Annotated in this window: 20 protein-coding genes (1 of these 20 cut by a window edge); 13 read left to right on the top strand and 7 right to left on the bottom strand. The window is 71.5% G+C overall.

What is annotated here, in order from left to right; genetic code table 11:
- On the top strand, positions 1 to 4,263 hold the final stretch of the coding sequence (locus OB08_RS11270; RefSeq protein WP_461474758.1) for a hypothetical protein. It extends 23,673 nt beyond the left edge of the window; the window shows 4,263 of its 27,936 coding nt (coding positions 23,674-27,936); the start codon falls outside the window, past its left edge; it ends in the stop codon at positions 4,261 to 4,263.
- 108 nt (positions 4,264 to 4,371) lie between these two features.
- Here OB08_RS11270 and OB08_RS11275 read toward each other — a convergent pair whose 3' ends face one another.
- Both OB08_RS11275 and OB08_RS11280 read right to left on the bottom strand, forming a co-directional pair.
- The gene (locus OB08_RS11275; RefSeq protein ID WP_461474760.1) at positions 4,372 to 6,366 is read right to left on the bottom strand and encodes a YhgE/Pip family protein; all 1,995 of its coding nucleotides are present in this window, start codon (positions 6,364 to 6,366) and stop codon (positions 4,372 to 4,374) included.
- Positions 6,363 to 9,272 (bottom strand): efflux RND transporter permease subunit, encoded by a 2,910-nt coding sequence (locus tag OB08_RS11280; RefSeq protein WP_461474762.1) that lies wholly within the window; start codon positions 9,270 to 9,272, stop codon positions 6,363 to 6,365. The genes OB08_RS11275 and OB08_RS11280 overlap by 4 nt, the downstream gene beginning before the upstream one ends.
- A gap of 130 nt (positions 9,273 to 9,402) precedes the next feature.
- Between OB08_RS11280 and OB08_RS11285 the strand changes: the two genes are divergently transcribed.
- Entirely contained in the window at positions 9,403 to 10,047 is a 645-nt protein-coding gene (locus tag OB08_RS11285; RefSeq protein WP_461474764.1) for a TetR/AcrR family transcriptional regulator, read from the top strand.
- Between the two features lie 4 nt (positions 10,048 to 10,051).
- Here OB08_RS11285 and OB08_RS11290 read toward each other — a convergent pair whose 3' ends face one another.
- From OB08_RS11290 to OB08_RS11300, 3 genes are all read right to left on the bottom strand, one after another.
- Positions 10,052 to 11,044 (bottom strand): o-succinylbenzoate synthase, encoded by a 993-nt coding sequence (locus tag OB08_RS11290; RefSeq protein ID WP_461474766.1) that lies wholly within the window; start codon positions 11,042 to 11,044, stop codon positions 10,052 to 10,054.
- 95 nt (positions 11,045 to 11,139) lie between these two features.
- On the bottom strand, positions 11,140 to 12,801 hold the full coding sequence (locus tag OB08_RS11295) for an alpha-amylase family protein (RefSeq protein ID WP_461474768.1): 1,662 nt from the start codon (positions 12,799 to 12,801) through the stop codon (positions 11,140 to 11,142).
- Complete coding sequence (locus tag OB08_RS11300) at positions 12,798 to 13,763, bottom strand: TIGR03885 family FMN-dependent LLM class oxidoreductase (RefSeq protein WP_461474770.1); 966 nt, start codon at positions 13,761 to 13,763, stop codon at positions 12,798 to 12,800. The genes OB08_RS11295 and OB08_RS11300 overlap by 4 nt, the downstream gene beginning before the upstream one ends.
- Positions 13,764 to 13,898: 135 nt before the next feature.
- On the opposite strand from OB08_RS11300, the gene OB08_RS11305 reads away from it, so the two are divergent.
- From OB08_RS11305 to OB08_RS11325, 5 genes are all read left to right on the top strand, one after another.
- Complete coding sequence (locus tag OB08_RS11305; RefSeq protein WP_461474772.1) at positions 13,899 to 14,234, top strand: PadR family transcriptional regulator; 336 nt, start codon at positions 13,899 to 13,901, stop codon at positions 14,232 to 14,234.
- A 1-nt stretch (position 14,235) separates the two neighbouring features.
- Positions 14,236 to 15,195 carry a permease prefix domain 1-containing protein gene (locus tag OB08_RS11310; RefSeq protein ID WP_461474774.1) on the top strand — a complete coding sequence of 320 codons (960 nt, stop codon included), beginning with the start codon at positions 14,236 to 14,238 and terminating at the stop codon, positions 15,193 to 15,195.
- 63 nt (positions 15,196 to 15,258) lie between these two features.
- A complete protein-coding gene (locus OB08_RS11315; RefSeq protein WP_461474776.1) occupies positions 15,259 to 16,059 on the top strand; it encodes an LLM class F420-dependent oxidoreductase in 801 nt (266 codons plus the stop codon).
- 32 nt (positions 16,060 to 16,091) lie between these two features.
- Entirely contained in the window at positions 16,092 to 16,988 is an 897-nt protein-coding gene (locus tag OB08_RS11320; RefSeq protein WP_461474778.1) for a 1,4-dihydroxy-2-naphthoyl-CoA synthase, read from the top strand.
- 22 nt (positions 16,989 to 17,010) lie between these two features.
- The gene (locus OB08_RS11325) at positions 17,011 to 18,165 is read left to right on the top strand and encodes an AMP-binding protein (RefSeq protein ID WP_461474779.1); all 1,155 of its coding nucleotides are present in this window, start codon (positions 17,011 to 17,013) and stop codon (positions 18,163 to 18,165) included.
- Here OB08_RS11325 and OB08_RS11330 read toward each other — a convergent pair.
- Positions 18,149 to 18,595: a VOC family protein gene (locus OB08_RS11330; protein WP_461474781.1), complete on the bottom strand. Its 447-nt coding sequence runs from the start codon at positions 18,593 to 18,595 to the stop codon at positions 18,149 to 18,151. The genes OB08_RS11325 and OB08_RS11330 overlap by 17 nt on opposite strands.
- 114 nt (positions 18,596 to 18,709) lie before the next feature.
- Between OB08_RS11330 and OB08_RS11335 the strand changes: the two genes are divergently transcribed.
- Positions 18,710 to 19,699 (top strand): 1,4-dihydroxy-2-naphthoate polyprenyltransferase, encoded by a 990-nt coding sequence (locus OB08_RS11335; protein WP_461474783.1) that lies wholly within the window; start codon positions 18,710 to 18,712, stop codon positions 19,697 to 19,699.
- A 30-nt stretch (positions 19,700 to 19,729) separates the two neighbouring features.
- Here the strand turns inward: OB08_RS11335 and OB08_RS11340 are convergent, their stop codons facing one another.
- On the bottom strand, positions 19,730 to 20,014 hold the full coding sequence (locus tag OB08_RS11340; RefSeq protein WP_461474785.1) for a DUF4229 domain-containing protein: 285 nt from the start codon (positions 20,012 to 20,014) through the stop codon (positions 19,730 to 19,732).
- A gap of 110 nt (positions 20,015 to 20,124) precedes the next feature.
- Between OB08_RS11340 and OB08_RS11345 the strand changes: the two genes are divergently transcribed.
- The 5 genes from OB08_RS11345 to OB08_RS11365 all read left to right on the top strand — a co-directional run bounded on the left by OB08_RS11345 (position 20,125) and on the right by OB08_RS11365 (position 24,739).
- Positions 20,125 to 20,607 (top strand): PLD nuclease N-terminal domain-containing protein, encoded by a 483-nt coding sequence (locus OB08_RS11345; protein WP_461474787.1) that lies wholly within the window; start codon positions 20,125 to 20,127, stop codon positions 20,605 to 20,607.
- Positions 20,604 to 22,424 carry a 2-succinyl-5-enolpyruvyl-6-hydroxy-3-cyclohexene-1-carboxylic-acid synthase gene (menD, locus tag OB08_RS11350; protein WP_461474926.1) on the top strand — a complete coding sequence of 607 codons (1,821 nt, stop codon included), beginning with the start codon at positions 20,604 to 20,606 and terminating at the stop codon, positions 22,422 to 22,424. The genes OB08_RS11345 and menD overlap by 4 nt, the downstream gene beginning before the upstream one ends.
- Positions 22,425 to 22,478: 54 nt before the next feature.
- Positions 22,479 to 23,342, top strand: coding sequence for a polyphosphate kinase 2 family protein (locus OB08_RS11355; protein ID WP_461474789.1), 864 nt, complete (start codon positions 22,479 to 22,481; stop codon positions 23,340 to 23,342).
- A 156-nt stretch (positions 23,343 to 23,498) separates the two neighbouring features.
- Positions 23,499 to 23,852: a PadR family transcriptional regulator gene (locus OB08_RS11360; RefSeq protein WP_461474791.1), complete on the top strand. Its 354-nt coding sequence runs from the start codon at positions 23,499 to 23,501 to the stop codon at positions 23,850 to 23,852.
- Positions 23,849 to 24,739 (top strand): permease prefix domain 1-containing protein, encoded by an 891-nt coding sequence (locus OB08_RS11365; RefSeq protein ID WP_461474793.1) that lies wholly within the window; start codon positions 23,849 to 23,851, stop codon positions 24,737 to 24,739. The genes OB08_RS11360 and OB08_RS11365 overlap by 4 nt, the downstream gene beginning before the upstream one ends.
- The last annotated feature ends 41 nt before the right edge of the window (positions 24,740 to 24,780 follow it).

Genomic DNA, 24,780 nt, shown 5'->3' on the forward strand with positions numbered 1-24,780 from the left:
CTCGGCCGCGATGTGCTGGTCGGCGGTGCGGGACACGACCTGGCCGACGGCGACGACGCCGACGACGTCCTCTTCGGCGACAACGTGCTCTTCGTGCGGACCCCGGGAGACTGGACCAACGGCCGCTTCCAGGCGCTGTGCGGCACCCTGATGTACACGCGCAGCGACCGCACCGCGTGCGGCATCACGGGCACCGAGAACGACTCCGGCCTGCTCCTGGTCAACGGCGTGCCTCGTCCGTACCGCGACCCCGACGGAGCGCCGTGGTGGGCGGAGTACGACGTCACCGAGCTCTGGCACACGTTCGCGATCGACGCGGGCACGGAGGGCGCGGGAAGCTTCGGCAACGACGCACTCGCGGGCGGCGCGAAGCACGACCTCCTGTTCGGCCAGCTCGGCAACGACGTGCTGCAGGGCGACGGCGACCTCGAGGAGTCGTTCGCGCGGGCCACCGACCAGGACGAGCTCGGCGTGCAGAGGACGACACGGCACGTCGGCGCGAGCCGCACGCCGGCGGGGTGCACCGGAAGCCCGGTGGTCTGCGACTTCACCGGCGTGCTCTCGTTCGTCGGCGCGGCCGAACTCGCCACCGACGGCGAGGACTACATCGAGGGCGGCGGCGGCAACGACCGCATCTTCGGCGGCCTCGGTCAGGACGACCTCCTCGGCGGATCGAGCGACTTCTTCAGCCTCGACCAGCAGCACGAGCGCCCGGACGGGCTGCCCGCTCCGACCGACTGGTACCAGCCGGGCGACGACCGCGGCGCCGACATCATCTTCGGTGGCGCCGGGCTTCAGGTCGGCATCAACAACCAGGTGAACGGCACTCCCGGCACCGTCGGGACGCCCGGCGGGATCCTCGGCGACGCGACGATCTCCGCCGACATGGACGCGCGCGACGCCGACACGATCGTCGGCGACAACGGCCGCATCATCCGGATCGTCGGGATCAACGGCGGCGACGTGAACGGGCTCGGCAACGGAGGATCCGTCGGCATCGCCCCCACCACGGGCGCCAACTACGTCACCTTCAACTACGACCTGCCCAACGGGCTGCGCCTGATCGTCCGGGGCGTGCACCTGCTCGACTACACGGTCGGCGGACCTGACTACAAGCCCGAGAACTTCGGCCTCGGCGTCGGCAGCGACTGCAACGGCTCGCCCACTCAGCCGACGTGCTCCGTCGTCCTCGAGACCGCGACAGGCGCCTGGAAGAGCACGCAGATCGGCGGCCGTGACGAGGTCCACGGCGAGACGGGCGACGACACCGTGTACGGCGGCGGCGACCACGACATGCTCTTCGGCGACGCGCAGAACGACGATCTGATCGGGGGCTGGGGCAACGACTGGATCTCGGGCGGCACCGGCTCCGACGGCATCCTCGGCGACGACGGCCGCATCTTCACCAGCCGCAACACGGGCTGCTCGACCGCCTCCGCCACGGTGTGCACCGAGTACGCCGAGCCGCTGTACGGCGTGCTGCGGCTGCGCACGATCGACCCCGACACCAAGACCAGCCAGGGCGACGTGCTCGGCGAGTACATCTACACGCCCGGCAAGGTGCAGACCGCGACCATCAACGTGCCGAACGAGCTGGTCAAGTCGGTCGACCTCACGGTCTACAACCTCGGTCCCGACACGAACCAGAGCCAGCACCACGTCGCGAACCAGCCGACCTTCGACGCGAACAACTCCGACGACATCATCTTCGGCGGCTGGGGCGGCGACTGGATCCACGGCGGGGCGGGCGACGACGCGATCAGCGGGGCCGAGGCGATCGGCGCCGGCACCGGGGGCTACACGGCAGGCGGGTTCGCGCAGCACTTCGACGCGGACGGCGACCCCGTCGGCCTCGAGTACATCGACTTCGCCCACCCGTGGAACCCGGGAGACGTGCTGCACTTCGGCGCCGACACCAACCCGTGGCACGCCAACAACCACAACGAGCTGCGGCTCGGCGAGTTCTACCTCTACAACGAGTACGACCCGCGGCGCACGATCCGCTTCAACGGCGCGGGCGACGTCTGGGGCTGCACGTCCTACTCGCCCAGCGGCCACACGTGCACCGGCAGCCCGAACGTGACGCTCTTCCCGCACAACTTCTTCCTCAACAACGAGGACCTCTCCGGCAACCACGTCGCCGCCTGCATCGCCGTCGACAACCAGGGCAACTGCACGCAGACCAAGACGAACCAGCCCTCGGACGGCGACGACGCGATCTTCGGCGACCTCGGCAACGACTGGCTCGTCGGCGGCACGGGTCAGGACACCCTGTACGGCGGGTGGGGCAACGACCTGCACAACGCCGACGACGACCTGCACTCGGGCTGCGTCACCGCCCAGCCGAACGGCACCTGCACGGTGCCCGGCGACACCTACCTCAACGACACCCCCGACGGAGTGAACTCCAGCTTCCAGGACCGGGTGTTCGGCGGCGCGGGCCTCGACATCCTGATCGGCAACACCGGCGGCGACCGCCTGATCGACTGGGTCGGCGAGTTCAACAGCTACCTCGTGCCGTTCTCCCCGTTCGGCATCGCCACGGTGAGCCGGCAGGTCGAGCCGCAGCTGCCGCAGTTCCTGTACGCGCTCAGCCGCAGCCAGGGCGTCGACCTCACGCGCTGGAGCGACGAGGGCACCGAGCAGATCCGCAACGGCGAACCGTACGGCGAGCTCGGTCTCATCACCCAGCACGATCACGGCCAGTGGCAGACGCAGACCGGCGGCCCGACCGATCCGCAGGCGGGCAACATCCCCGGCGGCCGGCGCGACACGCTGCGCGGAGCGGACTTCAACGACGGCACGATGCAGGGCTTCGCGACGGACTCGGGCGTCTTCACGGTGCAGCAGGGCGTGCTCAAGGTCACGGCGGCCGACAGCACGGGCGACGCGATGGCGGTCTGGTACTCCGACGCGTACAAGAGCGTCTACTACGAGCTGTCGGCGAAGATCTCGATGGACAAGCCGACGGCCGGCTGGAAGGCCAACGCGTACGTGGTCTTCGACTACTTCGGCCCGATGGACTTCAAGTTCGCCGGCATCGACCAGTCCACCAGCAAGGTCGTCATCGGTCACCGCGCGTCGTGGGGCTGGGCGGTCCTCGCCCAGGCATCCGTTCCCGGCGGTGTCAAGGCGGGCACCTACTACGACCTCAACGTCGTCGTGAACGGGCTCATCGTCACCGCGACCATCAACGGCCGCAACGCCCTGTCGTACACGTTCGCGCCGCGCATGCTGGACGGCAGCCAGGTCGCGCTCAACAAGGGGCTCGTCGGGTTCGGGTCCGACCAGGCGCGGGGGCTGTTCGACAACATCGCGCTCACCGTCATCGCCCCAGCGATCACCATCGACCGCACCGAGTTCTTCGAGGGCGGCGGACCGGCGACCACCACCGCGGTCGCCGGCTCGTGGACGCAGACGCGCACTGGACGGTTCGAAGGGACGGCGGATGCCTCGGGCCGCGCGATCTCGCTCGTCGGCGTCGCCGCGGCCGACGGCGCCGTCCCCACCTTCGACGCACTCAGCTACGTCGAGCTCGAGGCCCGGCTGCGCGCCGTCGGCACGACGGGCTTCGTCTTCGACTGGTACTCGGGCTCGGACCACAAGTTCGCGGCGCTCGACGTGGCGGGGCAGCGCGTCGTCATCGGGCACGTGTCGCGCGGCATCCGGACCATCGATCTGGCGATCGCACGGGCGATCGCATCCGGCGTCGACCACGTGCTGAACGTCGTGCTCAAGGCGACGGTGGTCACGGTCACGCTCAACGGTCAGGTGCTCGCCTCGTTCGCCTACAACTCGCCGATCGGCGACGGCCGGCAGGGCGTCTTCGGCCTCGGCGCCGGCGTGGTGGCCTCGGTGGACGAATACCGCTTGAAGACGGACGACGACGCCTACGCGGCGGCGCCGGCCGCTCTGCAGACCGTGTCGATCTCGGATGCCTCGGTCGTCGAGGGCGCATCCGGCACGCGGACGGTCACCGTGACGGTGACGCGTTCGTCGGCCGAAGGCCCGCTGACACTCGAGTGGGGCACCGAAGCCGCCTACTCGGGGTCGTCGGCGGCCTTCGGCTCCGACATGCTCGGGCCGTCGGCGGGCACGGTGGCCTTCGCCGCGGGACAGACGACGGCGACGATCACCTTCACGGTCGTGGGCGACGCGGTCCGCGAGCAGTCCGAGTCGTTCGTGGTGCGGCTGCGTCCCACCGCGGCGGCGAACCTCAAGCGCTCCGGCGGAGTGGTGACGATCGTCACCGACGACGGGTGAAAGCTCCGGCGGCCGCGTTCGACCTCCCCCGACGAACTCGGCCGCCGGGAAACACGGCGGCCCGGCCCTCGCACCGCGAGGACCGGGCCGCCACTCTCGTGCCGGCCGCTACGCCGCGGCGGGGGCGGCGCTGAGCACCGCGCGAGCCGATGTCGTGCGACGCCGGGCGACCGCGAGGACCGTGGCGAGGAACGCCAGCACCGCCCACACCACCAGCCCGGCGAAGGCCGCCCCGACGCCGCCGGTCTCGGTCAGCGCCGACACCATGCCGTTGTAGGCGGGCGACGTCGGCATGAGGGCCGCGATGCTCGACAGCACACCCGGAACCGTCGACACGACTCCCGTCGCGACGGCGAGCACGCCGATGAGCGCCGAGATCCAGCGGCCGGCGCCGCCGAACACCGCGACCAGCGCCTGGTTCACGGCGGCGAACGCGACGCCTGCGGCGACGCTCACGCCCGCGAAGACCCACCACTGACCCCAGTCGTACGAGGCGGCGATCTGCACGACGGCGGCGACGAGGATGCCCTGCGCGGCGCCCAGTGCGGCGCCGGGCGCGAAGCCGCGCAGCGCGAGCAGTGCGGACGGCTCGCGGGCGGTGAGCGCACGACGTGACACCGCCTGCAGGGCGATGAACGTCGCCAGGCCGCCGAACCACAGCGCGAGCGTCGACAGCAGGGGGATCGCCGAGGCGCCGAACAGCGACGTGCCGACGCCGTCGGCCTCGACCGGGTTCGCGACGACCTCGGCGAGGCTCGACGCCTCGCCGTCGGTGTAGGAGGGGAGGGCGGCGGATGCCTGGTCCAGTCCATCCGCGAGCGTGGTCGTGCCGTCGGCGAGCTGCGCCACGCCGTCGGCGAGCGAGCTCGCGCCGTCGCCCGCCTGGGTGATCCCGCCCGCGAGCTGCGAGGCGCCCGACGAGAGCTGGCCGGCGCCGTCGGCGGACTGCGTGGTCGCCGCGGCGAGCTGGTCGAGCCCGGAGGACAGCTGCGAAGCGCCCGCGCCGATGTCGCGGAACTGCTTCGCGAATTCCGCTGTCGCCTCCTTGTCGAAGAGCTTGAGACCGCCCGCGACTCCTTCCGTCAGCGGAACAAGACCGGGGTTCTGCGGGGTCTCGTCGCCGGTGAGGATGGCGGATGTCGTTCCGGCGAGCGTGAGGGCGTCGAGCAGAGCGGCGCAGTCACCTCCCGCAGCGAGGCATTCACCGTAGAGTGCCCGGAGCGCCGCGACGGTCTCGTTGGACGCGGTCTTGGCGGCCACCGCCGTGGCGGCGGCTCCATCCGCTCCCTGTTGAAGAGGATCCGGCACGATGCCCGTCTTCGCGAGCTCCGCTGCGCCGGCGTTCACGCCCGCGGTGAGGTCGCCGGCGCCGTCGGCGGAGGACTGGATCCCGCCGGCGATCTGCCCGAGCCCGCCCTGGAGCTCGCCGGCTCCGGACGCGAGTCCGTCCGCGCCGGCGGCGAGCTGCGGCATCCCGTCGGCGAGTTGCGTCGCGCCGTCGGCCGCCTGGGACGCGCCGTCGGCCAGCTGGGTGGCGCCCGACGCAGCCTCGCCGAGCTGATCGCCCAGCGTGGTGAAGCCGAGGAAGACGTTCTCGAGGTACACCTGCGAGAGCTGCTCGCCCATGAGGGCGGCCGCGGCGGTCGTCACCTGTGCGGTGATCGCGTCGTCGACGATGAGGCTGTCGGGCGGGGTCTGCACCTCGATGGTGGCGCGCTCGGGCGTCTCGCCCGGCTGGGTGGAGGTCGCGGCGGCGGAGAAGTTCTCGGGGATCGTGATGACCGCCGCGTAGGTGCCGTCGGCGAGGCCGGACGCCGCGTCGTCGGCGTTCGAGATCGTCCACGTGAGGTTGCTCGGCTGGTCCTCGCCGCCTTCGACGAGTCCGGCGGTGAGCTGGCGGCCGAGCGGCACGAGCTGGTCGTCGATCGTGACGGGCTCGTCCTCGTTCACGATGGCGGCCTGCAGCCCGTCGAGGCGCTCGACCGGGTTGTAGAGCGAGGCGACCAGGATGCCGCCGATCACGACGGGCAGCAGCAGCACGCCGATGAGGGTCAGCCACGTCACAGGCCGGCGCGTTCGCGCGCGTTCGATGGAGAGGGTCATGCGGTCACCTCGGCGATGGGGGAGGAGGAAGCGGGGGCGGTGCCGGTGCGCAGCGCGAGCGATGCGATGTCCGGTCGGTGCGCGTCGGCGAGCAGGGCGAGGGCGGGTCCGTCGTGCTTCGCGGTCGCGACGACGGTGAGGCGACCGGATGCTTCGCCCGGCCGTGCTCGCGCGGCGGTCTCGGCGTCGCGCAGCAGCGCCGCCGCCTGGTCGCGCTCGGCGGCGTCGAGCGCGTCCAGGCCGTCGAGGACGACGAGCGTGGTGCGTCCGCTCAGCGCGCGCCGGAGCTCGCCGAGACGGTCGTCGGCGGTGCCGAGCAGGGCGACGCCGACGTGGGCGCGCACCCAGGCAGCGCGCTCGGGCAGCAGATGCCCGGCGACGCGCAGGCGTCCGGCGTCCGGTGCGAGGCGCCCGGCGACGGTCAGCGCGAACGCCCGGGTCGCGCGCGGGTCGCCGGTCGCGATGAGCGTGCCGCCGGGCTCGACCCGGAACCCCGCCTCGTCGAAGAGGGTGACGTCGCCGGCCGCACCGCCGTCGGCGCGCACGGCCACGCCGTCGCCGACCACCGCGGCGGTGGTGCCGGGCTCCGGCCAGTCCGCGAGCGCGAGCTCGCGCTCGACCGCCTCGCCCTCGATGTCGAAGTGGGGGAGGATGCGCTCGAGCCGGCGCGGCATCCACCACGCCTTGTCGCCGAGCAGCGCCATGACGGCCGGAACGAGGGTCATGCGCACGAGGAAGGCGTCGACGGCGATGCCGACGGCGAGGCCGAGCGCGATCGGCTTGATCGAGGAGTCCCCCTCGGGCACGAACGCCGCGAACACCGCGAACATGATGACGGCGGCGGCGGTGACCACGCGCGCCGACGCGGTGAAGCCGGAGCGGACGGCGCCGAGCGCGATGTCGCGCGGGCTGCCGTCGGCTGCTGTCGCCCCGCGGCGCGCGTGCACGTAGTCCTCGCGCATGCGGCTGACGAGGAACACCTCGTAATCCATCGCGAGGCCGAACAGCACGCCCATGAGGATGATCGGCATGAAGCTGATCACCGGTCCGGTGCGGTCGACGTGGAGGAGCTCGGCTCCCCAGCCCCATTCGAAGACGGCGGCCACGACGCCGAAGGCGGCGAGCACCGACAGCAGGTAGCCGAGCGCCGCCTTGATCGGCACCCAGATCGAGCGGAACACGATCATCAGCAGCACGAGCGAGAGGCCCACGACGAACACGCCGAACGGGAGCAGGGCGGCGCCGAGGCGATCCGAGATGTCGATGCCGACCGCGGTGAAGCCGGTGACCTTGAGGTCGACGCCGTACTCGTCCTCGAGCTCGGCGGCGAGCTCGCGCAGGTCGCGCACGAGCTGGGCCGTCGCCGGGTCGTCGGGAGCCGTCTCGGGCACGATCTGGACGAGCCCGGTGTCGGCGGTCTCATTGGGGGTCGCGAGCGCGATCTCCTTCACGCCCGGCACCTTCTCGATCTCGTCGGCGAGGTCGGACATGAGGCCGAGCGGATCCGTCGACGTGACGATCGTCCCGGTCATGATGAGCGGGCCGTTCGCGCCCGGGCCGAAGTGCTCGGCGGTGAGGTCGTACGCCTGGCGCGCCTGGCTGGACGCGGGCTGCTGGCCGGCGTTGGGCAGCGCGAGCGCGAGGCTGGCCGCGGGGATCGCCATGACCCCGAGCGTGACGACGACCGCGACCGTGGTGATGATCGGATGCCGCGTCACGAGCATCACCCACCGGTTGGTCTTCTTCGCCGCCGCGTGCGCCGGGGGCGCGGCATCCGCTCCCTCGCGCTCGGCTGGCTCTGCCGTGACGCCCTCCGGCTTCGCGGCCTGGGCGGTCGAGCGCCGGCGGGCGAGCGCGACCCCTCGCCTCTTGCGGCCGTGACCCCAGCCCGCGACGCGGTGCTTGGCGAAACCGAGCAGGGCGGGCGTCAGGGTGATCGCCACGATCACGGCGATCGCGACGGCGACGGCGGCCGCGATCCCCATCGTCGTGAGGAACGGGATGCCGGCGAAGCCGAGGCCGATCAGGGCGATGAGCACCGTGATGCCGGCGAAGACGACGGCCGAGCCGGCGGTGCCCGTCGCGCGGGCGGCCGATTCCTCGGGCTCGACGCCGGTGCGCACCTGGTCCTGATGTCGCGCGACGATGAACAGCGCGTAGTCGATGCCGACCGCGAGCCCGAGCATGATCGCGAGCATCGGCGTCGTGGACGAGACCGAGACGAACACCGTCGCGACGAAGATGAGGGCGATCGCGAGGCCCACGCCGATCAGCGCCGAGATGAGCGGGAACCACGCGACCGCGAACGAGCGGAACGTGACGATCAGCACGAACAGCGCGATGAGCACGCCGACGGCTTCGATGAGGGAGAGCGCGGGCACCGACTGCGAGAAGAGGTCGCCGCCCATCGCGACCTGCGAGCCCTCGGGGAGCGTGCCGCGCAGGTCGTCGCCGACGTCTTCGAGCTCGGCCTTGGTCTCGTCCGACACGTCGGTGGCCTGGCCGTCGAACTGCAGGCGGATGATCGCCGCCGACTCGTCGTCGGACACCATGCCCGAGACCATCTCGCTGAACGGATCGGTGACGGCGATGACGCCGTCGAGGTCTTCCAGGTGGGCGACGGTGTCGTCGATCTCGCCTGCGTAGGGCGCTTCCGGGACGGCGCCGCCGTCGGCGGCCACGACGACGAGCTGCGCGCTCGTGCCGCTGGCCTGCGGGAAGCTGCGGTCCAGCAGCTCGATGCCCTCCTGCGCCTCCGTGCCGGGGATCGAGAACGAGTTGTCGGTGCCGCCGAGGTGGGGCACCGCGAGGCCGAGCGCGACGCCGAGGAGGAGCAGCCAGCCCACGAGCACCCGCCAGGGGTGACGGTAGGACCAGCGACCGAGGGCATACAGCAGGGTGGACACAGCGCCTCCGCGTCTGGACGGGTTCAGGATCTTTCGATACAGCGCTGTATCGGATACATGAGTGTATCGTAGGGCGCGCCCGGGAATCGAACCTGGGTAGTGCGTGTGAAGATGAGCGGATGGAGGGGCGATGACGGACACGGTCGGAGTGACCTCACGACGGCGCGAGGCCACGCGCCAGAAGCTGCTGGATGCGGCGGCGCAGGTGTTCGCCGAGGTGGGGCTGGACGCGGCATCCGTCGAAGCCATCTGCGAGCGCGCGGGATTCACGCGCGGAGCGTTCTACTCGAACTTCGAGACCAAGGACGAGCTCTTCCTCGAGCTCGTCGCGCGGGTGACCCGCGAGCGTGTGGCGGGGGTCCGCGCCCGCGTCGCCGAACTCGAGCGCGACGGGGCGTTCGCGGGCGGGCGGGTCAACGCCTTCGAGATCGTGCAGCAGGCGATCGACCTCTCCGCCGATGACCGTCTGGGGGTGCTCCTCATGAACGAGATCCGCATCCACGCCCTGCGGAATCCGGAGCTCGCCGCCGCCTATCTGGCACAGGGCGAGGAGATGCTCGAGAGCGTCGCGCAGATCATCGACGACATCGGTCGCGCCGAGGCGCTCACCTTCCTGCTCCCGCCCATCGACGCCGCGCGTCTCATGCTCACGGTGTGGGAGGGCGCGTCGGTGCGCTCGGTCATGGCAGGTCTCGACCACGCGCAGATGCGCCAGGCCACGAACGAGGAGCTCGCGCGCGTCGCCGAGCTGCTGATCGCGCCCTCGAAGGGCTGAGACGCTAGCCGCGATCGAGGAGCGCGTGGCAGCGCGCGAGACGGTCGAGCCACCAGTCGCGACGGTCGTCGGATGCCGCGTTCCCCGCGAGCAGTGCGGCATCGGGCGCGATCCGTCCGACCGGCAGCGCGCCGGAGCGGGGCGCGAGCGGCGGATCGGCGACGTCGGACGTGAAGAGCGACGAGGTGCCCAGACCGCAGTCGTAGTCGAGGTCGGGGAGGGCCGCAGCGAGAGCGAGGCCCATCGAGAGCCCGATCGAGGTGTCGAGTGCGCTCGACACGACGGCCGGCAGTCCGGCCTCCGCCACGATCACGAGCGCTCGGCGCACTCCGCCGAGCGGCTGCGCCTTGACGACCAGCAGGTCGGCGGCTCCCGCGCGTGCAACCGCCAGGGGATCGTCGGCCTTGCGCACGCTCTCGTCGGCGGCGATCGGGATGCCCATGTACTTCACCCGCCGGCGCAGCTCGGCCAGTTCCTCCACCGTCGCGCACGGCTGCTCGGCGTACTCGAGGTCGAACTCGGCGAGCGCGTGCAGGGCCCGTTCGGCCTCATCGACGTTCCAGGCGCCGTTCGCATCGACCCGGATGCGCCCTTCCGCGCCCATGACGTCACGCACCTCGCGCACCCGCGCGACATCGTCGGGGAGGCGCTGCCCCGGTTCGGCGACCTTCACCTTCGCGGTGCGGCATCCGTCGAACCTCGCAAGGACGTCGCGGACCGACGCCGCCGGCACGGCGGGCACGGTGGCGTTGACCGGGATCTCATCGCGGACGGCGGCGGGCTGCGGCATCCAGCCGAAATCGATCGCGGCGGCCAGCCACGTCGCGGCTTCGGCGTCGTCGTACTCGGCGAAGGGCGAGAACTCGGTCCAGCCCTCTGGGCCCTCGAAGAGGAGCGCCTCGCGCACGTCGACGCCTCGGAATCGCGTCGCGAGCGGCAGCGCGACGAGGCGGGCGCTCGCGCGGAGCTCGGAAAGCGGGGGGACGGCGCTGCTCACGCGACCATCATGCACGGGGCGAGGGCTTGGCGGTCATGGCGGCCTCCTTTTCGTCATCCTGGCATGCGCTTGCCCACCGCGCCAGTGTTCGCGGCTCAGCCGATGCGACCGTCGCCCGCCCGGGCCACCCGCGCCCACGTCCACCCGTAGGCCGGGAGCTCGAACTCCACCCCGCCGCGCTCGTCGAGATCCCGGCGGTCGGGACCGAACAGATCGCTCAGCTGCGTGCCCGGCGGCTCGTCCGTCAGCGACAGCCGCACGCGCGCCGGTTCGTCGGAGAAGTTGTGGAGGGCGATCACACGGCCGACGTCGGCGCGGACCGAGTGGGCGAGCACGGCGGGCGCGTCGTGCTCGAGGATCTCGACCTGGCCCCATCCGATCTCCGGCGAGATGCGGTAGCGGGACGCGAGACGGCGTACGAAGTGGAGCAGCGACTCCTCGTCGTTGAGCTGATCGGACGCGTTGACGTGAGCGGGGGAGTAGCCGCCCTCGGGCGGCGCCGCCGGCAGTCGTGACCGCGGGGCCGTCGAGAAGCCTCCGTTGCGCCCGTCGTTCCACTGCATCGGGGTGCGCACCGCCATGCGGCCGGGGATGTCGGGGTTCTCGCCCATCCCGATCTCCTCGCCGTAGAACAGCACCGGCGTGCCCGGCAGTGAGAACAGCAGGCTGTAGACCATGCGGATGCGGCGCGGATCGCCGCCGAGCATCGTCGGCAGGCGGCGCGTGATGCCCCGGCCGTAGACCCGCTGCCTCTCGTCGGGCGCGAACACGTCGAAGACCTCCTCGCGCTCGGCGTCGGTCAGCTTGTCGAGCGTGAGCTCGTCGTGGTTGCGCACGAAATTCGCCCACTGCGCCTCCGGCGCGATGGCGGGGCGCGACCGCAGGGCCTTCGCGAGCGGTCGCGGGTCGGAGCGGGCGAGGGAGAGATAGAGGGCCTGCATGCCGATGAAGTCGAACTGCAGGGTCAGCTCCTCGCCCTTGCCACCGCCGAAGTACTGGCGCTGCTGGGAGTACGGAAGGTTCACCTCGCCCAGCAGCACCGCTTCCTTCGAGCGGCGCTGGAGGAAGCGTCGCAGGTCGCGCAGGTACTCGTGGGGATCGCTGAACTCAGCTCCCTCGGGAACCTCCAGCAGGAAGGGCACGGCGTCGACGCGGAAGCCCGAGATCCCGAGCTGCAGCCAGAATCCGATCGTCTTCGCGATCTCGTCGCGCACCGACGCGTTGGCGATGTTGAGATCGGGCTGGTGGCTGTAGAAGCTGTGCAGGTAGTACTGGCCGCTCTTCTCGTCGAGCTCCCACAGGGTGCTCTCCTCGCCGGGGAACACGGCGTTGACGTTGTTCTCGGGCGGCTCGTCGCGCCACACGTAGTAGTCCCGGTACGGGGAGTTCCGCGAGCGCCGCGCGGCGATGAACCACGGGTGGCGATCGGAGGTGTGGTTCACGACGAGATCCACGATGACCCGGATGCCGCGGTCCCGCGCCGTGCGGATGACCTCGACCAGATCGCCGTGCGAGCCCAGCCGGGGATCGACGCCGTAGAAGTCGGTGACGTCGTAGCCGTCGTCCCTGTCGGCGGTCGGGTAGAAGGGCATGAGCCACAGGCACGTCACGCCGAGGTCGGCGAGGTAGTCGATGCGGCGGGCCAGGCCCGTGAGGTCGCCGATCCCGTCGCCGTCGTCATCGAGGTAGGTCTCGACGTCGAGGCAGTAGACGACGGCTGTCTTCCACCACAGGTCGCTCGTGTCGGTGATCTTCACAGCGTCCTCCGCAGGGCGGGGAGCAGCTCGTCCGCGGCGCGGTCGAGGAACGCGTTCTGGTCTTTGCCGACGTGATGCAGGTACACGCGGTCGAAGCCGATGTTCGCGAGCTCGGTCACGCGCTCCGCCAGCGCCGCTGCGTCGTGATCCACGAGCACCGCCTTGCGCAGCTCGATCTCGTCGGGGTCGCGGACAGCGGCGTCGAAGTCCTCGGGCTGATCGAAGTCCCACGCGCGCGGCGGGCCGATCAGCCCGTTGGGCCACTGGTCCTCCGCGAGCGCCAGGGCCGCGGCATCCGTCTCCGCGAGCGAGACGTGCACCTGCAGGACGCAGGGTCCCCCGCCGCCCGCCGACCGGTAGGCCTCGACGACCCGACGCAGCGCCGCGGGATCCTGTGCAACGGTGGCGAGCCCGTCGACGCGGCCCGCGAGCCAGCCCGCCGTCTCGGCGCTGACGGCCGCCCCGAGCAGCGGCGGGGGCTGATCGGGCAGCGACCACACGCGGGCGCGGTGCACCCGCACGAGCCCGTCGCGGCTGACCTCGTCTCCCGCGAGGAGGTGGCGGATCACATCGATCGACTCGTCGAGGCGGGCGTTGCGATCCTCCTTCGGGGGCCAGGGGTCGCCGGTGACGTGCTCGTTCATGGCCTCGCCGCTGCCGAGGACCGCCCAGAAGCGTCCGGGGAACATCTCCTCGAGCGTCGCGATGGCCTGGGCGATCACGACGGGGTGGTACCTCTGCCCGGGGGCGTTGACGACGCCGATCGAGAACGATGTCGAGGCGAGGGCGGCGCCCAGCCACGACCAGGCGAATCCGGACTCCCCCTGCCGCACGCCCCACGGCGCGAGGTGGTCCGAGCACATGGCGCCGTCGAAGCCGGCGCGCTCGGCTCCGGTGACGGCCGACAGAAGGGCGCTGGGCGGGAGCTGCTCGTGCGAGGCGTGGTAGCCGATGAAGACCATACTCCGAGTCAAGGCGCCGGGCTGCGTCTTCTCAAGGCTCTTGCGGCTCGCGGGGGCGAGCTGAAAGCAACAACGTGTGAGCCGCACATAATGTGTGCTTGCCTATGCTGTGTCTCACACAGTAAATTGTGAGACATGAGCGAATCCGAGATCCTCGACACGCACCTGCAGGAGCTGCGGCGCGGCACCATCGTGCTCGCCTGCCTGCGTCTGCTCGAGCAGCCGGGGTACGGGTACGGGCTGCTCGAGCAGCTGGGGGAGCGCGGCTTCCCCACCGACGCGAACACCCTCTACCCGCTGCTGCGCCGCCTCGAGAAGCAGGGGCACCTCACGAGCGAGTGGAACACCGACGAGGCACGGCCCCGCAAGTTCTACCGCACCAGCGCCGCCGGCACGCGGCTGGCGAACGCACTCACCGATGATTTCCGCGCCATCGCCACGGCGATCGACGCCCTCCCCGAGGAGCACTGAGATGACAACGACCTCCCTCACCGACCGCTACGTCGACGCCGCCATGCGCACCGTCCCCGAGGCGCAGCGCACCGACCTCGCCACCGAGCTGCGCGGCTCGATCGACGACCAGATCGAGGCGCGCGTCGCCGAGGGCGACGCGCCCGAAGCCGCGGAGCGCGCGGTGCTCACCGAGCTCGGTGACCCCGACAAGCTCGCGGCGGGCTACACCGACCGCCCGCTGTGGCTCGTCGGGCCGCGCTACTACCTGCAGTGGTGGCGGCTGCTGAAGCTGCTGCTGTGGATCGTGATCCCGTGCGCCGTGTTCGGCGTCTCGCTGGCGATGGTGCTCGACGGCGCCACCTTCGGCGAGATCATGGGCGCGATCTGGCCGCTCGCGCTCACCGTCGGCGTGCACCTCGCCTTCTGGACGACGCTCGTGTTCGTCATCGTCGAGCGCACCGAGGGTCGCGAGAAGTCCATGCCCTTCGAGGAGTGGACGGTCGACCAGCTGCCGGAGCCCCGTCCGCGTGGTGCGGGCCTGGGCGACCTCGTCGCCTCGCTCGTGTTCCTCGCCGTCGCCGCCGGGGCGATCCTGTGGGATCTGTTCATCGGCTTCGTGCCGACCGAGCCGGGCCTGTCGTTCCTCGACCCGGGCCTGTGGCCGGGCTGGATCCTCGGACTGTTCGCGCTCATGGCGCTCGAAGCCGGGCTCGCCGTCACGGTCTACGCGCTCGGCCGGTGGACCGTGTGGCTCGCCGTCGTCAACGGCGTCCTCAATGCGGCCATCGCGATCCCCGCCATCTGGCTGCTCATGCAGGGCGAGCTCATCAACCCGGAGTACTTCCCGACGATCATCGGCGAGGAGGGCGCCGACGTCGGTGCGATCGTCGCGACCGTCGTCGGGTTCGTGATCGCCGGCATCGCGGTGTGGGACACCGTCGACGGCACGCTCAAGGCGGTGCGAGCCCGACGGGCCTGACGAAGACCACGGGCGGGTGGGATGCCGGAGCCGAGGCATTCCGCCCGCCTTAGGCTTCTCTGCATGCCCCTCCTCGACGCTCCCGTGCGCCTCGGCGTGCAGCTGCAGCCTCAGCACGCCCCCTACTCCGCCTTCCGCGACGCCGTCCTGCGCCTCGAGGAGATGGGGGTGGACATCCTCTTCAACTGGGACCACTTCTTCCCGCTCACGGGCGACCCCGACGGCCTGCACTTCGAGTCGTGGACGATGCTCGCGGCGTGGGCCGAGCAGACCGAGCGGGTCGAGTTCGGTTCGCTCGTGAACTGCAACAGCTACCGCAATCCCGACCTGCAGGCCGACATGGCCCGCACGATCGACCACATCTCCGCCAAGGACGGCACGGGCCGCTTCATCTTCGCGACGGGCTCCGGATGGTTCGAGCGCGACTACGACGAGTACGGCTACGAGTTCGGCACCGCCGGCTCGCGGCTGAACGACCTCGCCGACGGGCTCGCGCGCATCGAGGCGCGGTGGGCGAAGCTCAATCCCGTACCGACGCGGCGCATCCCCGTCATGATCGGCGGCAAGGGCGAGCAGAAGACGCTGCGCCTGGTGGCCCGTCACGCCGACATCTGGCACAGCTTCGTGCGGCCCGACGAGCTCGCGCACAAGCTCGCCGTCATCGAGCGGTGGGCCGAGAAGGAGGAGCGCGACACGTCGGGTCTCGTCGTCTCGAACGAGCTCCACCGGCGCGACGAGGCCGTCGCCGACGAGCTTCACGCGGCCGGCGTGCGCCTGTTCACGCTCGCCTTCCACGGCCCCGACTGGGACTACGACCTCGTGCGGTCCTGGCTGCGCTGGCGTGACGCCAAGAACGGGGCGTGAGCGGCGGCATGCCGCGCTCTAGGCTGAACCCCATGGTCTCGGAGCTCTTCGACGAAGACAGCTGGATGCCGGCGCCCGGCGCCGGCGACTTCACCGACATCACCTCGCACGTGTCGAAGGACGGGCGCATCGCCCGCATCGCGTTCGACCGACCCGAGGTGCGCAACGCCTTCCGGCCCCACACCGTCGACGAGCTCTACCGTGCGCTCGACGGCGCTCGTCAGGATCCGCGCATCGGCGTCGTGCTGCTCACCGGCAACGGTCCGAGCGCGAAGGACGGCGGGTGGGCGTTCTGCTCCGGCGGCGATCAGCGCATCCGCGGGCGCGACGGTTACAAGTACTCCGAGACCGACGCCGTCACCGATCCTGCGCGCGCCGGGCGCCTGCACATCCTCGAGGTGCAGCGGCTGATCCGGTTCATGCCGAAGGTCGTCATCGCGGTGATCCCGGGGTGGGCGGCCGGCGGCGGGCATTCGCTGCACGTCGTGTGCGACCTGTCGATCGCGAGCGCCGAGCACGGCCGCTTCAAGCAGACGGATGCGGATGTCGGCTCCTTCGACGCCGGGTACGGTTCGGCGTACTTCGCACGCCAGATCGGGCAGAAGTTCGCGCGGGAGGTGTTCTTCCTCGCCGAGGAGTACTCGGCGCAGCGCGCCTACGAGATCGGCGCGGTCAACCGGGTCGTGCCGCACACCGACCTCGAGCGCGAGGCGATCGCGATGGCGCGGACGATCCTCACCAAGTCGCCGACGGCGATCCGCATGCTCAAGTTCGCCTTCAACGCCGTCGACGACGGCATGGTCGGCCAGCAGGTGTTCGCCGGCGAGGCGACGCGCCTCGCGTACGGCACCGACGAGGCCGTCGAGGGCCGCGACGCGTTCCTCGAGAAGCGCGACCCCGACTGGTCGCCGTACCCGTGGCACTTCTGATGCGCCGCACGGCTGCCGGCCGATGAAGCTCGAACCCGTCACCGGCGACGATCCCCGCGACATCCTGCGGGCGCTCAAGAGCGCCCTGCACGGCGCCGGGCCGGCGCTCGGGCTCGGCCTCGTGAGCGAGCTCCCGGGCGAGGTGCGCCCGGGGACGGCGGTCGTCGTCACGACCTCGGGGTCGACCGGTGTGCCCAAGAGCGTCGTGCTGAGCCGCGACGCCCTCACCGCGAGCGCGCTGGCGACAGCCGACCGCGTCGGCGAGGGTGCGTGGCTGCTCGCGCTGCCGGCGAGCTACGTCGCCGGCATGCAGGTGCTCGTGCGCTCGATCGTCGCCGACCGCGAGCCCGCGATCCTCAGCGGCTCGTTCACCCCGCAGTCGTTCGCCGCCGCCGCACTCATGATGGCCTCGAGCGAACGGGGCATGCGCATCCCGACCTACACGTCGCTCGTGCCCGCGCAGCTCGCGCGACTGCTCGACGCCGCCGAGGGTGACCGAACCGTCCTCACCGCCCTCCGCTCCTTCGACACCATCCTGGTGGGCGGCCAGGCGCTGCCCCCGCTGACGCTCGAGCGCGCGCTCGCCGCAGGCGCCCGCATCGTCAAGACCTACGGCTCGACCGAGACGTCGGGCGGCTGCGTCTACGACGGCGTGCCGCTGCGCGGCGTGAGCGCGCGGATCATGCGCGGCGAGGTGCAGGTCGCGGGCCCGGTCCTGGCAGAGGGCTACCTCGGCGACGACGACCTGACGGCCCGGGCCTTCCCGCACGCGGGCGACGGGACGCGGTGGTACCGCACCGGCGACGCCGGGATCCTCGAGGACGGCGTCCTGCGCGTGCGCGGACGCATCGACAACGTCATCGTCTCGGGCGGGGTGAACATCTCGCTCGACCGCGTCGAGCGGATCGTACGCACCGTGCCGGGCCTGTCCGACGCCGTCGTCGTCGGCGTCCCGGACGAGCGGTGGGGCGAGGCATCCGTCGTCGTCGCCACACGAGGCGAGTCGCTGCGGCGCAGCGAGTCGGTCCAGCTCGAGGAGGCCCGCGCGGCCGTCAGGGCCGAGATCGGCCCGCACGCGCGCCCGTCACGGCTGGTGCTCGTCGACGAGCTGGCGACGCTGCCGTCGGGCAAGCCCGACCGCGAGGCGATCCGCCGCGCCGTCACGTCCCTGCACTGACCGGCGGGGGCACCCCCTCCTCGCCCGGCTGCGGGCGATCGGTGCCGATGGCGGCGTCGAACGGCCCCACGTCGACGACGCAGAAGCGATTGCCCTCGGTGTCCTCGAGCACGACCCAGTCCGCGTCATCGGGGTAGTCGTGCCAGTCGACCTCGCGGGCGCCGATCGAGAGCAGTCGCTCGACCTCGGCCCGCTGGTCCTCCGCGTAGATGTCGAGGTGGATCCGCGGCGGGTAGTGCTGCGGGTAGCCGGTGACCGAGAGGGCGAGGCTCGCGCCCGGCGCCGCCCAGGTCGCCTTGTCGGGCGGGTCGAGCAGCACCCAGTCCTCGCTGGGCTCCCGCCGGTTCACGTAGCCCAGCGCCTCGCGCCAGAAGGCGCCGGCGCGGTCGATGTCCTCCACGGTCAGCACGATCGATCCGATGCTCAGCATGCCGTCATCCTCCGCCTGTCCGCGCTGCGCCCGCCAGGGCTTGCGCACACGGGATCGCACCGGCATGACGCGTCGACGCGCAGCACATCGACGAGCCCTCTAGGATGACCACTCGTGGCAGGCACTCCCAGCAAGAAGCGCAAGCACCCCGGTCCGAAGAAGCAGGCCCCCCGCGGCAACCCGCAGCGCGTGCATCAGTCCCGAGACCCGCGGGCGGTCGAGCCCGCCACCGCGCGCGACTGGATCGCCGCCGCGCGCCTGCGAACGCTGCCCCTCGCGGTGACGCCCGTCGTGATCGGCACGGGCGCCGCGATGCTCGTGGTCGACGAGTTCCACTGGGTGATCGCGCTGTTCTGCCTCATCGTCTCGGTCTCGCTGCAGATCGGCGTCAACTACGCCAACGACTACAGCGACGGCATCCGCGGGACCGACGACCACCGTGTCGGCCCCTCCCGCCTCACCGCCTCGCGCAAGGTCAGGCCCCGCGCCGTGCTCTCGGTCGCCCTCCTGTTCTTCGCGATCTCCGCGGTCGCCGGGCTCGCCATCACCATCCGCACGCAGCAGTGGTGGTTCCTGGCGGTCGGTGCGGCGTGCATCCTCGCGGCGTGGTTCTACACCGGCGGCAAGCGGCCCTACGGCTACTACGGGCTCGGCGAGCTCTTCGTGTTCGTCTTCTTCGGGCTCGTCGCCACCCTCGGCACGACGTGGGTGCAGGCCTTCGCGCTGCCGCAGGAGGCCTGGTTCGGCGCCGTCGGCGCGGGGCTCCTCGCATGCGCCGTGCTCCTGGCCAACAACCTCCGCGACATCGACCAGGACCGCCTCGCCGGCAAGCGCACCCTCACCGTGCTGATCGGCCGCACGGCGACGCGGTGGGCGTTCACCGTCTTCGTGCTGGCGGCCTTCGGCATCGCGGTGTTCCTCGCGCTGTTCTACCCGATCGCATGGCTGACCCTGCTCGTGCTGCTGGCGGCGCTCCCGGCGATCCTCATCGTGTGGACCTACCGCGACCCGCGCGAACTGGTCGTCGCGCTGGGGCTCACCTCGCTGACCTCGATCGCCTACGGGGCGTTCCTGGCCTGGGCGTTCATCGGGTCGCCGGGCTGATCGCCCGGGGCCGGCCCTGCCGGAGCGGCCTCAGTCGCCGGGTCGCGGCTCGGCGGCGTCGGACGCGGCGTCCTCGACGTCCTCGTCGCTGACGGGTCGCCGCGCACGTGCGCGCCGCGCCGCGAGCCCGGCCGTCATGTCGTCGAGCGGACGACGCAGGAAGAGCATCGACAGGCTGAGGCCGATGAGCGCGGCGAAGATCGCGGCGAGCCAGTAGTACTCGCGCATGATCGGCAGCAGCATCAGCAGGCCGAACGGCACGAGGAAGGCGAGGAGCCGCAGCACCGTGTAGACGAGGGCTGAGCGGGCTTTCACCCGTCCATCGTAATCGAGCGCCTCCGGTGCGATTCGGGCGACGGATGCCGCGAAGCGACGGTTCGGTCACGACAGGGCCGGGCATGCCCGGCCTCGCCTAGGATGGGGGCATGACTCGGGCCCTGTTGATACTGGCCCTGGTGGCGACCGCATTCTGGGTCTTCACCATCGTCGACTGCGCGGTGCAGCCGCCCACTCGGCACCGGGGAGTGAGCAAGCCGGTATGGATCCTCATCGTCGTGCTGATCCCCGTCCTGGGCGGCCTCCTCTGGCTGGTCGTCGGCCGCACCCGCCGGTCCGCGCTCGCCGCTCGCCGCGCGCCCGATGACGATCCCGAGTTCCTCGGCCGCCTCGGCGCCGTCAGCGATCAGGACGAGCGCATCCGCCGTCTCGAGGAAGAGCTCGCCCAGCTCGACGCCGAAGACGACGACCCCCGGTGGACGATCGACGGACCTTCCGCCGCCGCACCGGGCACCCCCGCCGCGAAAGCGCCGGGAACCCCTACGGCGGCCTCGCCCGACGCCCCCGTCGAACCTCCCGTGCGTCCGACGGACGGAGACGACGAGCGCGGTCAGCGCGGAGCCGTCAGCTGAGCGCGCCGGAAGGCGCCGGCGGACTCGCCTCCGCCGCCACCGATGCCGCGGCCGCGCTGCTGAGCAGGCTGGTCGAGCGCGGGGTCGGTCACATCGTGCTCAGCCCGGGATCCCGCTCGCAGGCGCTCGCCCTCGTGGCCGCCGAGCTCGAGCGTCGCGGGGCCGTCCGCCTGCACGTGCGCATCGACGAGCGGGTCGCCGGCTTCACGGCGCTCGGCATCGGACGAGAGACCCGGATGCCGGCGGTCGTGGTCTGCACGTCGGGCACGGCGGTCGCCAACCTCCTGCCCGCCGCACTCGAAGCCCATCACGCCGGCGTGCCGCTCCTGCTCCTCACCGCCGACCGGCCTCCTGAACTGCGCGGGGTGGGCGCGAACCAGACGACACGCCAGCCGGGGATGTTCTCGCCCAGCGTGCGCTTCGAAGCCGACCTTCCCGTGCCCGACGGGTGCGACGTCGAGGGCGACGAGGAGCAGAGCCAGATGCTCCACCGCGTCGCCGACGAGGCGCTCGCCGCCGCGCTCGGCGCGGGCCTCCGGTCGGCAGGTCCGGTGCACCTCAACCTCCCGTACCGCGAGCCGCTCGCCGGCGACCTCCCCGCGTGGTTCGGCGTTCCCACGGCGGAGCTCGCCGCGGCCGCCGAGGCCGACCCCGATGGCCCGCCGCTCGTCGACGCCCCGGCCGAGGACGAGGCATCCGGCGCCCTCTATCAAGGCGGAGGCGGCATCGGCGAGTCCGACGTGCCCGACGATCCCGACGACCAGCCCCACGTGCTCGTGCGCGGGCCGCGCACCGTCGTCGTCGCGGGCGCCGATGCCGGCCCCGACGCCGAGACGCTCGCGCACGAGGGCGGATGGCCGCTCGTCGCCGAGATCGTCAGCGGCGCCCGGTTCGGACGCAACCTCGTGCACGGCTATCGCGCGCTGCTCCGCGATCCGTCGCTCGGCGGACGCGTGGAGCGGGCGGTCGTCCTCGGCCACCCGACGCTCAGCAGGGAGGTCGCCGCGCTGCTGTCCGACCCCGATGTCGAGGTCGTGGCGCTGCGCGGTCCCGGCGAGCCCCTCAACCTCAACGGCGCGACGACGGCGGTCGACTCGGTCGCGGTCGCCACGGGCGAGGCGGATCGCGCGTGGCTCGGCGCGTGGCTGCACGCGTCGCGCGAGGCATCCGTCGACCTGGCTCCGCCGCCTCCCGACGTGGAGGGCCTCAGCTCGGCGGTGCCGGGCGAGCGCCTCGGCGCGATCGCGGCCGAACTGGCCGCGGTGCGGGCGCCGATCGACCGTGCCGCGCTCGCCGATGCGGTCTGGCGGGCCACGTGGCCGCACGACCGGCTGGTGTTCGGCTCGTCGCGGCTGGTGCGCGTGGCCGACGACCTCCTCGGCGGCAAGAAGGTCCCCGTGCACGCCAATCGCGGCCTCGCCGGCATCGACGGCACCGTCGCCACCGCCACCGGCATCGCCGTGGCGTCGCAGACCGACGGGCGCCCCGGCGTCACGCGCGTGCTGGTGGGCGACCTCACGCTGCTGCACGACGTGGGCGCGCTGCTCCTGCCGCCCGGCGAGACCGAGCCGCGCCTCCAGGTGATCGTCGGCAACGACGGCGGCGGCACGATCTTCGACGGCCTCGAGGTCGCCGCGGTCGCGGCATCCGACGCGATGGACCGCGTGCTCTACACACCCCACACCGTCAGGCTCGAGCAGATCGCCCTCGCGTACGGCTGGGAGTACCAGCGGGTCACGACGCGCGCGGCGCTCGACCAGGTGCTCACCTCACCCGTGGGCGGACGGCAGCTGATCGAGGTTCCGCTCGCGCGGTGAGCGCGGCATCCGTTCGTCTTCCCTTCGCCGTCGCACGCTCGGCATGATGGGCACATGATCGCGAAGAGTCAGAAGCACTGGGTCGGCGATGTGGCCGAGCTGCTCCGCGTGCGCGAGGGCTTCGTGCTCGCCGACGTCGACCCGCAGGCCACTCCCGGCTACGAGCAGGGCAAGGTCCAGGCGGCCGAGGACCTGGCGTCCGGCGCGAAGCAGCTCGACGAGTACCAGGACCGCCTCTTCGCGCGCAGCCGCGTCGATGCGACCGACGCGGCGGTGCTGCTCGTGCTGCAGGCGATGGACTCGGCCGGCAAGGGCGGCATCGTGCGGCACGTGGTGGGATCCGTCGACCCGCAGGGCGTCTCCATCACCGCATTCAAGAAGCCCACGCCCGAAGAGCTCGAGCACGACTTCCTGTGGCGCGTGGCCAAACGGGTGCCCGAGCCGGGCTTCATCGGCGTGTTCGACCGCTCGCACTACGAGGACGTCCTGATCGGTCGCGTGCGCGAGCTCGCCCCCCACGACGAGATCGAGCGGCGCTACGGGGCGATCAACACGTTCGAGAAACAGCTGACCGGCGGTGGCACGCGGGTGGTCAAGGTGATGCTGCACATCTCGTCGGACGAGCAGAAGGCGCGCCTGACCGAGCGGCTGGACCGTCCCGACAAGCACTGGAAGTACAACCCCGGCGACGTCGACGAGCGGAAGCTGTGGCCCAAGTACATGGACGCCTACCAGCAGGTGTTCGAGCGCACGTCGACCGATCACGCGCCCTGGTACGTCGTCCCGGCCAACCGCAAGTGGTACGCGCGCATCGCGGTGCAGAACCTCCTGCTCGAGGCGCTCGAGGAGATCGACCCCCAATGGCCGAAGGCGACCTTCGACGTGGAGGCCGAGAAGAGGCGCCTCGCGGCGACGTGATCAGGGAGTGATGCCGCGAGCCGCCCGGGCCGTGGCCTCGATGGTGAACGCCCCGGCAGGGTGGAGCTCTTCACAGCGCCGCCGCACAGGAGCGGGGCACTCGATGCGATACAGATACATCTTTCGTAGAGTACTTGATGTGATACAGTACTCGACATGACAAAGGACGACGCGTTCGCAGCAGACCTGCTGCGCGGTCACACCGACACGATCGTGCTCGGCGTGCTCCGCCGCGGCGACCGGTACGGCTTCGAGATCTACAAGACGATCCGCGACGCGACCGGAGGCGACCACGAGATCAAAGAGGCCACCCTGTACGCCACCTACCGGCGCCTCGAGAAGGACGGACTCGTCGAGTCCTACTGGGGTGACGAGACGCAGGGCGGCCGCCGCAAGTACTACCGCATCACCGACGCGGGGCGTGCGGTCTTCAGCAACAACGTCGCGGCCTGGAACGCCACCCGCCGCATCATCGACTCGCTCCTCGACGTGAAGGGCACGGAGAAATGACAGAGAACACCGACATCCACCGCCTCCTCGACGAGGCGTTCCGGGGCATCGCGATGACGCCCGACGCGCAGGACCTGAAGGAGGAGGTGCGCGCCAACCTCATGGCCCGTGCCGCCGAGCTGGAGGCGGGCGGCCGCACGCCGGCCGACGCCGCTCGCGAGGCCGTCGCCGAGCTGGGCGACGTGCGCGACCTGCTGGACGAGTCGGATGCTGCGACCTCCGCGCCCCGCGAAGACTACGCAGCGCTGCAGCAGCGGTACCGCGTGAAGCCCAAGGTCGGCTACGTCGTGCGCGCGGTCGTGTGGTCGCTCGCCGCCGTCGTCGGCATCGTGCTCGGCGTGCTCGGGGCGACCGGCGTCCTGCCGCTCGTCGTCGGGCCGGTGATCGGCCTCTTCGGGATGGCGTCCACCGCGCTCGGGCTGCTCGTCGGAGACTCCCTCCACCAGGAGACGACGACCAACCACCCGATGCCCGAGAATCGTGCCGGCGGATTCGCGGGGGCGACCTTCCTCGCGTCGTACGGCGTCGCGTTCGGGTTCCTGGTCGCGGTGGGCGCGCTCCCCGTCTGGTGCGTCGTCTTCGCCGCGCTCGGCGTGATCGCCTCGATCATCCTCTTCGCGTTCCTCGGTGCGAGCCAGACCAACCGCCACAAGGCGTGGACGCGTCAGGCACTGGCCCGCGAGCCCGCCAACCGGTTCGAGCGCGAGCCCGAGACGGCGGCCCGCTTCGGCATCTACACCGTCGTCATCTGGCTCGTGACGTTCGCCGTCATCGCGGCGCTCGTCTTCACGGTGGGCTGGTGGTGGGCGCCGGCGGCGTTCGCGGGCGGCTTCGCGCTCATGATGCTCGTCCTCGCCCGGATGCTCTTCGCCCCGAAGAAGTCCTGACCCCAGCGCACAGATCAACCTCGTCACGACCGGACTCGACC

The organism is Microbacterium sp. HJ5 (assembly GCF_054824025.1).

Bases quoted from the DNA above. Each gene is read 5' to 3' on its own strand.
- OB08_RS11330 (WP_461474781.1), bottom strand. From the start codon at position 18,595: ATGCTGAGCATCGGATCGATCGTGCTGACCGTGGAGGACATCGACCGC.
- OB08_RS11320 (WP_461474778.1), top strand. From the start codon at position 16,092: ATGGTCTCGGAGCTCTTCGACGAAGACAGCTGGATGCCGGCGCCCGGC.
- OB08_RS11355 (WP_461474789.1), top strand. From the start codon at position 22,479: ATGATCGCGAAGAGTCAGAAGCACTGGGTCGGCGATGTGGCCGAGCTG.
- OB08_RS11300 (WP_461474770.1), bottom strand. From the start codon at position 13,763: ATGGTCTTCATCGGCTACCACGCCTCGCACGAGCAGCTCCCGCCCAGC.
- OB08_RS11285 (WP_461474764.1), top strand. From the start codon at position 9,403: ATGACGGACACGGTCGGAGTGACCTCACGACGGCGCGAGGCCACGCGC.
- OB08_RS11275 (WP_461474760.1), bottom strand. From the start codon at position 6,366: ATGACCCTCTCCATCGAACGCGCGCGAACGCGCCGGCCTGTGACGTGG.
- OB08_RS11315 (WP_461474776.1), top strand. From the start codon at position 15,259: ATGCCCCTCCTCGACGCTCCCGTGCGCCTCGGCGTGCAGCTGCAGCCT.
- OB08_RS11305 (WP_461474772.1), top strand. From the start codon at position 13,899: ATGAGCGAATCCGAGATCCTCGACACGCACCTGCAGGAGCTGCGGCGC.
- OB08_RS11360 (WP_461474791.1), top strand. From the start codon at position 23,499: ATGACAAAGGACGACGCGTTCGCAGCAGACCTGCTGCGCGGTCACACC.
- OB08_RS11365 (WP_461474793.1), top strand. From the start codon at position 23,849: ATGACAGAGAACACCGACATCCACCGCCTCCTCGACGAGGCGTTCCGG.
- OB08_RS11310 (WP_461474774.1), top strand. From the start codon at position 14,236: ATGACAACGACCTCCCTCACCGACCGCTACGTCGACGCCGCCATGCGC.
- OB08_RS11345 (WP_461474787.1), top strand. From the start codon at position 20,125: ATGACTCGGGCCCTGTTGATACTGGCCCTGGTGGCGACCGCATTCTGG.
- OB08_RS11325 (WP_461474779.1), top strand. From the start codon at position 17,011: ATGAAGCTCGAACCCGTCACCGGCGACGATCCCCGCGACATCCTGCGG.